The sequence below is a fragment of the Streptomyces sp. NPDC093064 genome (genome assembly GCF_044754605.1).
Lineage (GTDB): Bacteria > Actinomycetota > Actinomycetes > Streptomycetales > Streptomycetaceae > Streptomyces.
Genome location: NZ_JBIVPK010000022.1, coordinates 84,894 through 98,457, shown reverse-complemented (window position 1 = coordinate 98,457; position 13,564 = coordinate 84,894). Strand labels below are relative to the sequence as shown.

The window sequence follows — 13,564 nt, the reverse complement described above, 5'->3', positions numbered from 1 at the left end:
AACATCGGCTATTCGCGCGAGTATGCGACTCCCACTCTCGTGTCGCAACGACGTCGTTACTCACGTACGTAACCAAGAGGCCGTCCGTCCTCGCCGACGAACTGCGCACGTTCTTCGCCCGCCTGAACTGAGAGGTCAGATGGCCATCACTTCGTCCCAGCCCGCCGACGTACTCGAACGGCGGGCTCTCAACCGGGCGTTCCTGGCACGCCAGTTGCTGCTGGCACGACGAACGATGCCGGCGGAGGAGGCGCTCGAGCACCTCGTGGGTCTGCAGGCACAGGCACCCATTCCGCCTTACTACGGCCTGTGGACCCGGCTGGAGGACTTCCGCCCCGCGGAACTGGCCGGCCTGCTCACCGAACGGCGGGCCGTGCGCATCGCACTGATGCGGGGCACCGTCCATCTGGTCACCTCCGCCGACTGCCGCAGGCTTCGGCCCTGTCTGCAGCCGTTCATGGAACGAAGGCTGATCACCACCTTCGGCAAGGACCTGAACGGGCTGGATCCGGCCAAGGTCGCGGCGGCCGGCCGGGAGCTCCTGGAACAGTCTCCTCTCACCGTCGGCGACCTGAGCGCCTCCTTGCGGACGACCTGGCCCGACCACCCCGCCTCCGCACTCGGCAACGTCGTACGCAGTCTGCTGCCGGTCGTCCAGATCCCGCCCCGCGGAGTGTGGGGTCAGAGCGGACAGACGACGTACGCCACGGCGGAGGACTGGCTCGGCGCCCCGCTGGCCCCGGAGTCCGACGTCGACGCCCTGGTCCTGCGCTATCTGGCGGCGTTCGGCCCTGCCACCGTCAAGGACATCCAGGCGTGGTCGGGGCTCACCCGGCTGCGCGCGGTGACCGAGCGCCTGCACCCGCAGCTGGTCTCCTTTCGTGACGAGAACGGCCGAGAGCTGTGGGATCTGCCCGGCGCACCGCGTCCGGACCCCGACACGCCCGCGCCGGTGCGCTACCTGGCCCCGTACGACAACGCGATCCTCTCTCACGCGGACCGCACCCGGATCATCAGCGACGAGCACCGCAAGGCCATCGCGACGAAGAATGCCGTGATTCCCGGGACGATTCTGGTCGACGGGTTCGTCGCCGGGGCGTGGCGGACCGACCGTGCGCGCGGGGCGACGACTCTCAACGTCCAGCTCTTCCACCCGGTGAGCAAGCGCCGGCGCGCCGAACTCGCGGAAGAAGGGGAACGTCTCCTGCTCTTCGCGTCGGACGGCGCGACAGGGCGTGAACTGCGCATCGCCGACGCCTGACCGCGATGCGCCAAGGGGCGGGCCGGCTGGGCCTCTCCCACCACTCCACCCGCGAGGGCGGCACTACACCGTCGACCAGGCATCTCGCAGTGGGCATTCATCCGCGACGCTCGCGGCGTGCGCATGAGGATCTCCATCTCTTCGGTTGCGAAGACCGCGTCGACGGTCTCGCCGTACTTGTCATCGCGGTCGCGCAGCAGGAAGCGCAGTGACTCCCAACGCGTGCCCAGGTCGGCGGCGAGAATTCGTGCCTGTTGCACGGCCCAGGCCTGGGTCGGGTGCACGGTGACGCCGGTGATGTGCGACCTGCGGGTGCCGTGCTCGAGGAATGCCGGCGCGCCGGCCAGTGGGCCGACCCGGTCGGCGCCCGCGTGACGAGCCGGCTCAGGGACGCCGGGCCGGTCGTGGGCTCGGGCCCGGACCTGGAGGCGGTGACGAGGCCTCAGCTTGCCGAACGGACGGCAGAGCACGACATCCACGATGTCGCTGATCTCGCCGAGGCGTCGGACGGGGTGGAGACCGGCCAGGTAGTCGTGGCGCCGGGCGGTCGGCGGACCGACGATGGAGAACAGCGGCCCGCGCCCCGGTAACCGGGGCGCGGGCCGTGTATCGCTGAGATCCGGTGAACCGGAGAGACGGAGTCGGGCGATGAAGGACTTCCTGGTCGAGATCACCACCGACGTGCCGCGGGACGTTCCCGCCGAGGAGGTGGACCGCAGGCGCGCCGCCGAGGCGGTCCGCGCCCGTGAACTGGCTGCCACCGGAAGGCTGTTCAGACTGTGGCGGCCGGTCGGCGAGAAACGCAGCATCGGCATCTGGCGGGCCGGCGACGAGGCGGAGCTGCGCACGGAGGTACTCGGAACCCTGCCGATGTGGCCGTGGATGACCGCCGTGGTGACCCCGCTGGAGCCACACCCGAACGACCCGGGTACGCGCACGTGAGCTCGGTGGACCAGGTGCCGGGCCGACCGGTCGTATGCGGCGGCCATGCCCGGACCGCGGACCGAGCTCACTCGGAAGAAACTCGGCCGCGTCGTCCACCGCTCGGTCCGGGCCCTCGAACGCGGCCTCCGCGCCTGGCTCGCCCACTGGAACGACAGCCCCCGCCCCTTTGCCTGGACGAAGACCGCAGACGAGATCCTCGACGGAGTCGCCGCTTACTGCCGACGAATCTCTGACTCCGGTCACAGCACTAGGTGTGCAGCTGACGGACGCCCTGACCGTGGACGACGGGTGGCCCGCGCCCCACCGCCGGCGGGCTGGTGACCCGCCTACCCCCAGTCGAGGCGCCCGTCGAGCACGCGCGGCGCGGTGTCGTCCCCGAAGCCCCGCCCCTCGCACAGCGCGTTGGCGACCTCGGTCAGGTAGGCGGCGAACGTCGCTTCCCCCGGGTTCGGGAGTTCCGCCTCGGCGTAGTCGCCGAGCAGCCCGTACCCCCGGCCCGGGGTGCAGTCGACAAAGCTGCCGTAGAAGCCGTCCGGGTCGATGGTGGTGATCGGCAGGTACCGCTGCCCGGGCTCGTCATCCAGGCGCGCGGCCGCGACCGGGCCCTCGAACCACGCTCCCAGGTTCTCCAAGGGGCCGACCCCCTCATCATTGGGCAGGAAGTACCCGGTCGGCTCGGGGGCATCGCGGGATGTGGGCCAGTCGAAATCCGAGGCCGGCCCGGTGCCATTGCGCACCAGGTAGAAGGCGCGCACATCGGCGGGGACCGCCAAGTCGAGATCCTGCTCCAGCGAGCGGAGCTCGCCCTCCGTCGCGGGCGCGGGCAACCGCTGGAAGGTGCGGGGCGCATGCTCCTTCAACCACGTTTCGATCCGCGCCCAGGCGACGAGGGTCTGTTCAGCCCGTATCTGATCATCGGTCATAGCCCGGACCATAGCCGTGAGCGATGACACCGGCCCCTGGCCGCTGACGAGGCCTCACCTGGACCACCTATTGAGCGCGACCTCATACGCGCCTTGGGCGCGTAGCCATCGAGGCTGCCGACGGTTGAGTCGAACGGTGCACTCCACGGGCCAGCGCTGGAGGCGAGCGCGTCGAATCACCTCAGTTACCTCGAATGCGGCGACGCAGGGTCAGCACCAGGCAGTCCCGTCACGGCTGGCTGTGACTTCTGGGCCGAAGTCGCCGGTGCTGTCCCCGAGATCACTGGGAAACCACACAGCGACATGGACGGCAGTGCCCGCAATGGGCTTTGCGGGCCGGGCTCCTGTGGTCGGCTCGGTGCTGGCTTGTTCGGGCGTCCGGTCGAGTCTGGGTACCGCCGGCCCAGCCGGAGCCGTCGTGTCTGGCGAAGGGTGAACCCGGAGTCCCAGTCCACCGCATGGCACGGTCACGTCTGGGCGATGAACTCCCTCAGGACGGCGGCCAGCCGCTCCGGCCGGTCCTCGGCGATCAGGGTCCTCGAGTCCTCGATCTCCACCAGCCGTCCCTGCGGGAGGAGTTCGGCCAGGCGCCGGCCGTGGGCGCGGGGCATCATCAGGTCCTCGGTGGCCCAGACGACGAGCGCCGGCTTGTCGAACTTCCGCAGCCCTTCGGCCGCTTCGGGCAGTTCGCTCCTGCGGATGTTCGTGTTGTAGTGGCGGAAGTCGCGCCGGATGGCCGGGTCGGTGCGCAAGGGGCGCAGCCAGCCGTCGACAATCTCGTCCGGCACGGGGCGCTTGGTGAGAGCGCCGATACCGACGGGCAGCCGGCGCAGTGGTTTGAAACCCAGGACGCGGACCATGAGCGGCAGGGCGCCGGGCACCCGGCAGGCCGCGCCGATCATCTTGCCGGGCAGGCCGGGCGGATAGTTGTCGAAGGCCTCGCAAGAGATCAGCACCAGCCGGGCCAGCCGCTCGGGGTGTTGGGCGGCGACCGTCTGGGCCCGGCCGCAGTCGCTCTCCACCAGGGTGACGTCCCTCAGGTCGAGCCGGTCGAGGAACTCCACGATCAGGTCGATGACGAGGTCGGGGGTGGGCGGCCGGTCCATGGGGGTGCGGTGGGAGCCGTAGGGCAGCGTGGGCGCGATCACCCGGTTGCCGGCCCGGAGTCCGGCGGTGACGTCGCGCCAGACGGTGGCGTCGTGGACGAGGCCGTGCAGGAGGACCACGACCGGGCCCTTACCACCGGTGTCGTCGTAGGAGATGGTTCCCGCGGTGAGCTCTATCTCCGGCATGGGCAGATCCTAGTGCCGCATCAGGCAACGTTCGCGCTGCGGCGAGGCGTCACTTGATCGCTGCGCTGGGCGGTATCGGACGACCAGAGTGATCAGTGGCTGAACGTGTGCGGGTGCGGGAGGTCGATGATGACGAGGGCAGGCGGTTGCCTCGGACCGTCTGTAGAGGCACTGGTTCGATGGACGCAAGCAGGCGTGCGTACCCCTGTGTTGCCGTTCCCGGCCGGCACAGGGATGCACACGCCAGCGACGCCGCCTGCCGTCCCGTGGTCAGGACGTTTTGCGCTGGCGTCTGATGGGCTCCCCCGTCCGGTGCAGGTGGGTGAGTGCCTCGCGGTAGGACTGGATCAGTCCGGTCTCGTGGTACGGCACGCCGATGTCCGCGCAGTACGCGCGTACGACGACCTGGGCCCGACGTAGATGAGGAGTGGGCATGCTCGGGAACAGGTGGTGCTCGATCTGGTAGTTGAGCCCGCCGAGCATCAGGTCGGTGAGCCGGCTGCCCCGCACGTTGCGGGAGGTGAGCACCTGGCGGCGCAGGAAGTCGGGGCGGTCGTCGCCGGTGAAGGTGGGCATGCCCTTGTGGTTCGGGGCGAAGATGCTGCCGAGATACACACCGAAAAGGCACTGGTGCACGGCGAGGAACGCCACGGCCTTGCCGGGGGAGAGCACCAGGAACAGCGCGGACAAGTAGGCCGCCATGTGCAGGAACAGCAGGCCGCCCTCCAGCAGGCGGCTCTTCATGGACGGCGAGCGCAGCGCCCGTACGCTCGCCACGTGCAGGTTGAAGCCCTCCAGGGTCAGCAGCGGGAAGAACAAGAACGCCTGGTGGCCGCCGATGAATCGGGCCAGACCGCTGCTGTTGCGGGCTTGCTCGGTGGACCACACCAGGATGTCCGGGGCGACATCGGGGTCGAGTTCCTCGTGATTGGGGTTGGCGTGGTGGCGCGTGTGCTTGTTCATCCACCAGCCGTAGCTCATGCCGATGCCGAGGTTGCCGAAGAGCCGGCCCGAGATCTCGCTCGCGCGGCGTTTCCGAAACACCTGTCGGTGCGCCAGGTCGTGTGCAACGAGTGCGACTTGGCCGAACATCAGGGCCATGAAGGCGGCGACCGCCAACTGCCACCAGGTGTCGCCCAGCGCGACGAAGGCCGCCCAGCCCGCCGCCAGCAGTCCGGTCACCAATCCGAGCCGCACCGTGTAGTAGCCGGGGCGTTGCCGCAGCAGACCCGCCTCGGTGATGCGCTGCGACAGCCGGGCGAAGTCGCTGGCGGCGCCGCGGCGGGGTCTGCGGGGATGCACGGCGGCCGGTGCGGTCGTGACCGAGGCGTCGGAGGAAGTCGTCATGCAGGCGAGTCTGGCTACGGCCGCCCCACCGAGACCAGCCTGTCAGCTGTAGGCCTCTTGGGGGGCCGAGCCCCTACCACCCCATGGGGTTGTCCCCACCCCTGTACCCCCTGAACTGGGCTTTCTCCGGGCGGTGAGGTCCGTGGCCGGAGCGCCCGGCCGAGCCGCCTTGGCCAAGAGACTGGGACTGTCCAGCGCTTCACGCCGGAAGGCATGCTGCAACCGGCTCCGTATCACCACGTGGCCGTCGGCACCGGCGCGACACACATCCACGTCAGTGGGCAGGTCGCACGCCGGGCCGATGGGACTCCGGTCGCACCCGGCGACCTGGTCGGGCAGGTCGCCCAGGCACTGCGCAACACCTCCGTCGGGCTGGCGGCCGCGGGCGCGTCGTTCGCGGACGTGCTGCGTCTGATGTTCTACGTGACCCGATGGAGCCCGGAGAAAATCGACGACTTCATGGCCGGTGTGGAGGCCGTCGCTGACGAGATCGGGCTCCAGCTCCCCATGCCGCCGGCCTCCCTGATCGGTGTCGAGTACCTCTTCGAGTCGGATGTGCTCGTAGAAGTCGAAGCAACTGCGCTGCTCGGCTGACTCTTGAGGCATGTCTTCCAGCCTCGTCTCCATGCGATCGCCACAGCGGGGCGCCGAGACTGAGCACGCCAGTTGGCGAGCGGTGCCAACTGGGGTGCTCAGTCACACCCGAAACGACGCGGACGATGTCGAGCGCCACCCGTGCCCGCGATGCGCGGCCCAGCCCGGATCACCGTGCCGCTCACGCTCCGGCGCCGTCAACGGCGTTGGGGACCAGCGGCTGTACCGCTGGTCCCCAACGCAGGAACAGCTGCTTCGAGCACGGGACATCCGGCAGTATGACCCCGTGCCCTCCCTGCCCGGAACCAAGGACCGCGCCGCAGGCGCCGCCGCCCCGGTACGGATCCGCCTGGCGGCGGCCGCAGCTGCGGTGCTGACTGTCGCCGCGGGGCTGGGACTCAGGGCCGTGACGGCGGGGAGCGCGGGCAAGTACGGCGGAGACGCGCTGTACACCGTCCTGATTGTGACCCTCGTCGTTCTGGTGGCGCCCAGGGTGACGCCCCTGACGGCCGCCGCAAGCGCGTTGGCCGTCAGTTGGGGGATCGAGTTCCTGCAGCTCAGCGAGGTGCCGGCGGAGCTCTCCCGGCGCAGTGCCGTCGCCCGCCTCGTACTCGGTTCCACCTTCAACCCGCCCGACCTGCTCTGGTACACGGTCGGCGCGGCAGCGGGCTGGCTCGCTCTCACCGCGGTGAGGAGGCAGGCGTAGGGCCTGCTGGTGGCCTACCGGAGGCTCCGCCGATCGGCCACGGCCCAGGGGGCGAACGCGACCGCCCCCCACGACCATCAACATCGCGCCGGCCGCCGCAAGAAGCCCACGGGAGAACAGGGGCAGTCCAGACCCCGTTGCCGAGTCGGCTCAGACCGTGGTGACGACCTGGTCGAACTCCAGACGAGGGGAGCGCGGGTACCAGGCGTCCGCACCCGGCTTGCCGATGTTGACGACCATCAGCGGGGTGTGGTCGTCGTCCAGGAACTCCTTGCGGACGCCCTCGAAGTCCAGGCCGGTCATCGGACCGGCGGCGAGGCCCGCGGCCCGGATGCCGATGATGAAGTACGCGGCCTGGAGGGCGGAGTTGAGGGCGGCCTGGCCCTCCCGTACCCCGCGGTCACCGAAGACGGCGTCCTTGGCCTGGGGGAAGTGCGGGAAGAGGTGGGGCAGTTCCTCGTGGAACTCGTTGTCCGCGGAGAGGATCGCGACCAGGGGGGCGGTGGCGGTCTTCGCCTGGTTGCCCTCCGCCATGTGCTGGACGAGACGCTCGCGGGCCTCGGCGGAGCGGACCAGGGTGATGCGCAGCGGCGACTGGTTCATTGAGGTCGGGCCGTACTTGACCAGGTCGTAGATCGCCTGGACCTGCTCCTCGGACACCGGTTCGTCGGTGAAGGTGTTCGCGGTGCGGGCCTCACGGAAGAGAAGGTCCTGGGCGGCGGGGTCAAGAGCGAGCGACATGGGGGAACTTCCTCACAATGGGTGGTTGATCCCGGGGGATCGACTTGCGGCACCGACACTATGCCTTAGAAGTTCAAGCTTCAACCAAAACCGGGGTGGCGGTGATCAGCTTCACAGGGAGACGGCGCGCCGCGGTCACCTTGGCTGTCCCATACATTGACAGTGCGCGGCCCCGGTCGCTGTAGTACAGGCGACGGATGTCGTGTGGTGTGTAGCGGAGCGGAGCGCCGGTGGCGTCGGTCGGACCACGGGGCTTACCGCCCCTTCGCGGAACGCGACGCCCAGCGGGCCGACCACGATGCCGCATCGCATCCAGCGTGACCTGATTGCCGACACCGGCGGACGCCTCGGCGGCGACGCCGCCCTCATGGCCATCCGCCGCGCCCCCATATCCCGCCCCTGGCCATGGCCTGGACGAACGCCCGCAGCATCGCCCCGCCGTTGTCGTCTCGGCTGCCGCGCCGGTACAACACCAGCACGTCTGGGATGACAGCCTCTCCGCCTCCGATGGGTGGTAGACCTCGGGGATCCAGTCCAGCGGCCGGCAGACCTCGCCGCGGCGACGCGCGTCCTGACGGAAGACGAGTCCGGTCTCGGTCACCGTCAGCGCGGGCCCGACGGCCGTCACAACCATCCGTTGCGCTGGGCCTGCAGGGCCAGTTGGAAGCGGTTCGCGGCGCCCAGCCGGGCCATCAGGACCTGCAGGCGGCGGAACAGCGTGCGGCGGCTGATTCCCAGTTCGCGGGCGATGACGTCGTCGCTCGTGCCGCCGGCCAGGAGCCACAGCAGACGGCGGTCGGTGGGAGGCAGACCGCCTGGGCGGGTCGTGCCGCCGTGGAAGGGCAGAGCCTGCTGCCACGACTGCTCGAACAGCGCGATGAGGGCGGAGAGCAGACCGCACGGCTGCACGACCAGCATGGTGTTGTGCACGTCGACCTCTTTGATCGACAGTGACACCAGAGCGTACGCCTCGTCGATGATCAGGAGTTTGACGGGGACGGACGGCAGCACTCTGGCCTGCTCACCGGCATTGATGCACGGTTCGATGACTTGTTTGAGGTGGTCCGGGCGTTCCAGCGACTCGCGGGAGTACACGACGCGTTGTGTGACACCGCGGGCCAGCGTGGCCAGTGCGTCGTCGGCGGCACTGGCCACAGGGAAGTAGGGGGGCGACTCGAACTGCCGGATCTGGTGGCGGGCGCTGGCCCAGGCTTGGCGCATCCTGGGGCCGATGGCGTCGCCCGTGACGATCTCGACGAGGTGGTCGTTGTGGGCCGCGAGCCGCTGGCGCCGAAACGAATCGAAGGCGCCCGCGACCGCGATGCGGGATTTCTCGACCTCGGCCGCACGGCGCCGGGCGAGGACCTCGAGACCGGCCGCCGGAGCCACCGGCGCCACCACGTCCTCGTCCCTCTCGGCGGCACCGGTCAGGCCGGCGTCGACGAGCTCTCCGTACGCCGTGGCCAGGCCCGGGCTGTCCAGACCGGCCGCGGCGGCGATGTCGCTCAGCGGCGCAGGGGCCAGCTCCAGCAGGGTGAGATAGACCCGGGCCGCCGTCTGGCCGATGCCCAGGAGCCGCAGTGCATCGCCGAGATTCGAGTTCGTCATGAGCCGCATTATCGACGGCCGTGGCCGGCCACGCGTGGCCGATCTGTGCCAGTGGCACCACTGGGCACCACACGCGGGCGTCGCGGGATAGCGTCGCCGAGCCGTCGGCATGTGGCGGCGCTCGACTCCCAGGAAGGCGGACGCAGTGGCGAAAGGCCGCAAGAACGGTTTGTACGCAGGGATCTCCGAGGAACTGTCCGCGTTGATGCGGACGGGGTGGGCGGAGACCGAGAGGCGCGAGCTGACGCTCGAGGAGCAGGCCCCGTACGCGGCCGCGCGCCGGGCCGCGCTCTCCGCGCGCTTCCCGGGTGAACGGCTCGTGATCCCTTCGGGGAACCTCAAGGTCCGGTCGAACGACGACACCTACCCGTTCCGGCCGTACTCGGGCTATGTGCACATGACCGGCGACCAGGCCCGGGACGGTGCCCTTGTCCTCGAACCCCGTGCGGACGGCGGCCACGACGCCTACTGCTACCAACTCCCGCGGGACAGCAGGGACGACAACGAGTTCTGGACCGGTGCCACAGCAGAGCTGTGGATGGGCCGGCGCCGCTCCCTCGCCGAGGCGGAGCGCGTGCTCGGCCTGCCGTGCCGGGACGTCCGCACGGCGGCCGGCGAGCTGGCAGCCGCCTCCGGCACACCGACGCGCATCGTCCGCGGTATCGACCCGTGCCTGGAGGCCGCCGTCGCCACCGAGGCGGAGCGCGACGCGGAGCTGGAAGAAGCCCTCAGCGATCTGCGCGTCGTGAAGGACGAATGGGAGATCAAGGAGATCCGCTCGGCCGTGGACTCCACGGTGCGCGGATTCACGGACGTCGTCGGTGAGCTGTCGCGGGCGATCGCGACGTCCGAGCGATGGATCGAGGGCACCTTCTTCCGTCGCGCCCGTCTTGAGGGCAACGCCGTCGGCTATGGCACGATCTGCGCCGCGGGTGAGCACGCCACGATCATGCACTGGACCGACAACGACGGACCGGTGTGTCCCGGGGAGCTGCTCCTGCTCGACGCGGGCGTGGAGTCGCGCACCCTGTACACCGCCGACGTCACACGCACTCTGCCGATCGGCGGCACCTTCACCCCCGTCCAGCGCAGGGTCTATGACGCGGTGTACGAGGCCCAGGAGGCGGGCATGGCGGCCGTCAAGCCGGGCGCCGCGTATCGGGACTTTCATGAGGCGGCCCAGCGTTCCCTGGCGGCGCGGCTGGTCGAGTGGGGTTTCATCGAAGGGCCTGCCGACCGCGCGTACGAGCTGGGCCTCCAGCGCCGTTTCACGATGGCCGGTACCGGTCACATGCTCGGCCTGGACGTCCACGACTGCGCGCAGGCCCGGACTGAGGAGTACGTCGACGGCGTACTGGAGCCGGGCATGGTGCTCGCCGTCGAGCCCGGCCTGTACTTCCAGCCGGACGATCTGACCGTGCCTCAGGAGTGGCGCGGAATCGGCGTACGCATCGAGGACGACTTGCTCGTCACCGCCGATGGTCACGAGAATCTGTCGGCGGGCCTGCCGCGGTCTGCGGATGAGGTCGAGGCGTGGATGGCCCGGTTCGCTGGCTGAGCACATCGAGAACCGGGCCAAGGCAGGGCCGCCGTCTGGGGAGCCTGTCCACCGCACGGCGCGGCGATCAGATCGCCGCCTGCCTGGAGGAGCTGGAGCACGAGTACGTCACTGCTGTCGACGGCGAGGGTAAGCCGCGGTTCCCGCCCGTGGTCTTTGAGCGGGCTCGCGCCAAGCTGAACCGGATCGCGGCGAAGATGAATCGGCCGCCGAAGCAGAAGGCCCGGCCGCTCGCGCAGTTGCGCGCGTGGTGGAAGACGGGCGCGATCCTCATCTCCGGGGCGGCCGTCGACGTAGTCGACTCGCTCCTCTGGCGCGCCCGTGCCGCGGCTGTGGCAACCCAGCCGGGCGTGCCGACGCGGCGCTGCCGATCGGCTGAAGGCCTGTTCGGCGGGCGCCCGTCGGCACGGACTCGGCAGGCTCCGCGTCGGGGAGCGGGCCGAGGTCTCGGCCCGCTCCCGAGGGGTCAGTCGCCGGCCGGTGTGCCCGTCACCTTCAGGTGACGGACGCGGCCCACGTTGTCGAAGGATCCGAAGCCCACCCGGCCCGAGGCGAAGACCGGGTCGGTGGCCGTGATCAGCGGGTTGGGGCTGCCGTCCAGGTAGACGGCGGTCTCACCGGTGTCGGCGCAGTGGGTGAGGCGTACCTTGTGCCACCCTTCGTCCTTGATCGCTGGAGATGCACCGATGGTTCCGTTCCACTGGTCGTCGATGCGCAGCCGGTCGGCGTCGTTGACCGTGAACATACCGTTGTGCGGGTAGATGGTGTTGTCGCTCGACAGGTGCGCGTACTGGAATCGGGTGTCCGACTGATAGTCCCAGATGAGAATGACGTCACGGTTGGTGATCTCGACCGGGGTGTCGATCCGAACCTCCGCCTCGACGGTGACGGAGGAGTAGCGCGGGCCCGCGGTCAGGACGGCGTACTCGAAGGGGCGCCGCGGTCCCGGGCGGGCGACGCCCGGCTCGGTCATGATCGTCTCGCGTTCGGTGTACGCCCAGTTGGCCGGGGTGACCGGTGCCCAGTTGTCGGGGCCGGTGGTGTGGGTGGTGGGGGTGTTGCCGATCTCGCAGTCGGCGAAGGTGCGGGTCCCGGTCACCTTCCAGACCTTGCCGTTGGCCTTCGAGACGATGTACAGGCCGCCGCTGCGGTCGGAGCCGAAGCGCAGGTCGACACGTTGGTCACCGGCGAGGTTGCGCATGGTGACCGTCTTCCCTGTCGACTTGTCGACGAGCATCAACTGCTCGAGCGGCGCGAGGTCGGCGCCGCGGCGCATGTTGCGGGTGTCCGCTGCCAGGATCCGGCCGTCCACGAGGTCGCCGAAGATGTACTTTCCGCGCAGCGCCGGAGCGTCCTTGCCGCGGTAGACGGAGCCTCCTGCGATGGCGCGGCCCACGTCGGACCGGCAGTCCCAGCCGGGTGCCGGGTCGTGGTCGTAGGCGGCGACCGGGTAGGTGTAGCCGTACTGGGCGTCGTCGGCGGGAAGGGGGAGGATGCGGGCGCACGGGTCGGTGGTCTTCTTGTCGAATGCGAAGGGACCCTCGCGCTCGCTCCAGCCGAAATTGTCCCCGGCCTTGACCTCGTACACCGACTCGATGGCGTGCTCGCCTATATGGCCGAGATACATACGGTGACTGCCGCCCGCGTCCCAGCTGAAGCGGTGCGGGTCCCGCATGCCTATGGCGTAGATCTCCCCAAGGGCACCGGGCTCACCGACGAACGGGTTGGACGCGGGGATGCCGTACCTGCCGTTGGCGCTGTCGCGGCCCGCGGGATCGATCCGCAGAAGTTTGCCGTGCGGGAGCGCCAGGTTCTGCGGCTCGCTGTTGCCGACGCCCTGCCCTCCGTCGCCCACCGCGAGGTAGAGGAGGCCGTAGTCCTTGTCGTGGGGCTTGGCCGTCGGGTTGAAGTCGATCTGCTGAACGCCGTGGACCTGGCCGGTGAAAGCGATACGCAGCACCTCGCGATGGGTGCCGTGGAAGACGGCCGCCGAGGGGTCGTCGGCGGTCCACTCGGTGATGACGCCGTGATAGGCGGGCGTGCCGGCCTGCCGGTAGTCGGGGGTCTCGGTGGCCTGCGACGCGAGCTCGGTGTGGATGGTGTAGAAGCGCCCGTTCGTGCCGAACTCCGGGTGGAACGCGGCGTACCCGAAGCCCTGACCGAGGCCGCGGCCCGAGAAGAAGTGCGGGAATGCGGCCTTGACGTCCAGGTAGGGGTGCGGGGTGGCACCGGAGGTGCTGGTCGCGGCGCCGGGGTCGGTGAGGTACAGGGTGCCGTTGAGGTCGGGAGTCGCCATCCGGCCGGAGCCGTCGGGGAGTTCATTGATGGTGTTGATCCGCGCGTGGCGCATCAGGCGCGGATCCGTTGGTGCCGGAACGGGTTCCGACTTGGGGAATTGCGCGAACTCCTCCAGGACGAGGCCTGTCGTGGACTGGGCGGGCTTCTGCGGAATGGGGTCGGTCAGGGCGGTTGTCGCCGTGGCGGGCTCGTCTGCGTGGGAAGGGGTGGCGAGACCGCCCAGGGCGAGGGCTGCGCTGACGGCCACGGCCGCCCAGTGCCTTCGATATGTACGTCGTGAGGCCATGCGGG

Annotated in this window: 12 protein-coding genes; 6 read left to right on the top strand and 6 right to left on the bottom strand. The window is 69.8% G+C overall.

The genetic code is table 11. The features are described from left to right. Positions 1 to 139: 139 nt before the first annotated feature. The 3 genes from ACIQFZ_RS25025 (at position 140) to ACIQFZ_RS25015 (ending at position 2,203) form a co-directional block, all read left to right on the top strand. Positions 140 to 1,261: a winged helix DNA-binding domain-containing protein gene (locus ACIQFZ_RS25025; RefSeq protein WP_402692167.1), complete on the top strand. Its 1,122-nt coding sequence runs from the start codon at positions 140 to 142 to the stop codon at positions 1,259 to 1,261. Between the two features lie 317 nt (positions 1,262 to 1,578). Next, positions 1,579 to 1,851 carry a hypothetical protein gene (locus ACIQFZ_RS25020; protein ID WP_402692166.1) on the top strand — a complete coding sequence of 91 codons (273 nt, stop codon included), beginning with the start codon at positions 1,579 to 1,581 and terminating at the stop codon, positions 1,849 to 1,851. Between the two features lie 58 nt (positions 1,852 to 1,909). Continuing rightward, positions 1,910 to 2,203, top strand: coding sequence for a muconolactone Delta-isomerase family protein (locus ACIQFZ_RS25015; RefSeq protein WP_365435238.1), 294 nt, complete (start codon positions 1,910 to 1,912; stop codon positions 2,201 to 2,203). Positions 2,204 to 2,532: 329 nt separating this feature from the next. On the opposite strand, the gene ACIQFZ_RS25010 is transcribed toward ACIQFZ_RS25015, so the two are convergent. The 3 genes from ACIQFZ_RS25010 to ACIQFZ_RS25000 all read right to left on the bottom strand — a co-directional run bounded on the left by ACIQFZ_RS25010 (position 2,533) and on the right by ACIQFZ_RS25000 (position 5,768). After that, positions 2,533 to 3,129 carry an SMI1/KNR4 family protein gene (locus ACIQFZ_RS25010; RefSeq protein ID WP_402692165.1) on the bottom strand — a complete coding sequence of 199 codons (597 nt, stop codon included), beginning with the start codon at positions 3,127 to 3,129 and terminating at the stop codon, positions 2,533 to 2,535. Positions 3,130 to 3,596: 467 nt separating this feature from the next. After that, on the bottom strand, positions 3,597 to 4,421 hold the full coding sequence (locus ACIQFZ_RS25005) for an alpha/beta fold hydrolase (protein ID WP_383060999.1): 825 nt from the start codon (positions 4,419 to 4,421) through the stop codon (positions 3,597 to 3,599). A gap of 270 nt (positions 4,422 to 4,691) precedes the next feature. Further along, a complete protein-coding gene (locus tag ACIQFZ_RS25000; protein ID WP_365435247.1) occupies positions 4,692 to 5,768 on the bottom strand; it encodes an acyl-CoA desaturase in 1,077 nt (358 codons plus the stop codon). Between the two features lie 213 nt (positions 5,769 to 5,981). On the opposite strand from ACIQFZ_RS25000, the gene ACIQFZ_RS24995 reads away from it, so the two are divergent. Together ACIQFZ_RS24995 and ACIQFZ_RS24990 are read left to right on the top strand one after the other, a co-directional pair. Further along, the gene (locus tag ACIQFZ_RS24995) at positions 5,982 to 6,362 is read left to right on the top strand and encodes a Rid family hydrolase (RefSeq protein ID WP_365775500.1); all 381 of its coding nucleotides are present in this window, start codon (positions 5,982 to 5,984) and stop codon (positions 6,360 to 6,362) included. A 286-nt stretch (positions 6,363 to 6,648) separates the two neighbouring features. After that, positions 6,649 to 7,068 (top strand): DUF2809 domain-containing protein, encoded by a 420-nt coding sequence (locus ACIQFZ_RS24990; protein ID WP_376652630.1) that lies wholly within the window; start codon positions 6,649 to 6,651, stop codon positions 7,066 to 7,068. Between the two features lie 150 nt (positions 7,069 to 7,218). Here the strand turns inward: ACIQFZ_RS24990 and ACIQFZ_RS24985 are convergent, their stop codons facing one another. Both ACIQFZ_RS24985 and ACIQFZ_RS24980 read right to left on the bottom strand, forming a co-directional pair. Next, positions 7,219 to 7,809 carry a malonic semialdehyde reductase gene (locus ACIQFZ_RS24985; protein ID WP_365435063.1) on the bottom strand — a complete coding sequence of 197 codons (591 nt, stop codon included), beginning with the start codon at positions 7,807 to 7,809 and terminating at the stop codon, positions 7,219 to 7,221. 624 nt (positions 7,810 to 8,433) lie between these two features. Further along, a complete protein-coding gene (locus tag ACIQFZ_RS24980) occupies positions 8,434 to 9,417 on the bottom strand; it encodes a LuxR family transcriptional regulator (protein WP_383061000.1) in 984 nt (327 codons plus the stop codon). Positions 9,418 to 9,562: 145 nt separating this feature from the next. Between ACIQFZ_RS24980 and ACIQFZ_RS24975 the strand changes: the two genes are divergently transcribed. After that, positions 9,563 to 10,975: an aminopeptidase P family protein gene (locus tag ACIQFZ_RS24975; protein WP_402692164.1), complete on the top strand. Its 1,413-nt coding sequence runs from the start codon at positions 9,563 to 9,565 to the stop codon at positions 10,973 to 10,975. Between the two features lie 466 nt (positions 10,976 to 11,441). Here the strand turns inward: ACIQFZ_RS24975 and ACIQFZ_RS24970 are convergent, their stop codons facing one another. Further along, positions 11,442 to 13,520 carry a PQQ-dependent sugar dehydrogenase gene (locus tag ACIQFZ_RS24970; protein WP_402692163.1) on the bottom strand — a complete coding sequence of 693 codons (2,079 nt, stop codon included), beginning with the start codon at positions 13,518 to 13,520 and terminating at the stop codon, positions 11,442 to 11,444. Positions 13,521 to 13,564 lie beyond the last annotated feature (44 nt).

Excerpts from the sequence above, each read along its gene's own strand:
- ACIQFZ_RS25015 (WP_365435238.1), top strand. The coding sequence starts at position 1,910 with ATGAAGGACTTCCTGGTCGAGATCACCACCGACGTGCCGCGGGACGTT.
- ACIQFZ_RS25000 (WP_365435247.1), bottom strand. The coding sequence starts at position 5,768 with ATGACGACTTCCTCCGACGCCTCGGTCACGACCGCACCGGCCGCCGTG.
- ACIQFZ_RS25025 (WP_402692167.1), top strand. The coding sequence starts at position 140 with ATGGCCATCACTTCGTCCCAGCCCGCCGACGTACTCGAACGGCGGGCT.
- ACIQFZ_RS25005 (WP_383060999.1), bottom strand. The coding sequence starts at position 4,421 with ATGCCGGAGATAGAGCTCACCGCGGGAACCATCTCCTACGACGACACC.
- ACIQFZ_RS24985 (WP_365435063.1), bottom strand. The coding sequence starts at position 7,809 with ATGTCGCTCGCTCTTGACCCCGCCGCCCAGGACCTTCTCTTCCGTGAG.
- ACIQFZ_RS25010 (WP_402692165.1), bottom strand. The coding sequence starts at position 3,129 with ATGACCGATGATCAGATACGGGCTGAACAGACCCTCGTCGCCTGGGCG.
- ACIQFZ_RS24980 (WP_383061000.1), bottom strand. The coding sequence starts at position 9,417 with ATGACGAACTCGAATCTCGGCGATGCACTGCGGCTCCTGGGCATCGGC.
- ACIQFZ_RS24995 (WP_365775500.1), top strand. The coding sequence starts at position 5,982 with ATGCTGCAACCGGCTCCGTATCACCACGTGGCCGTCGGCACCGGCGCG.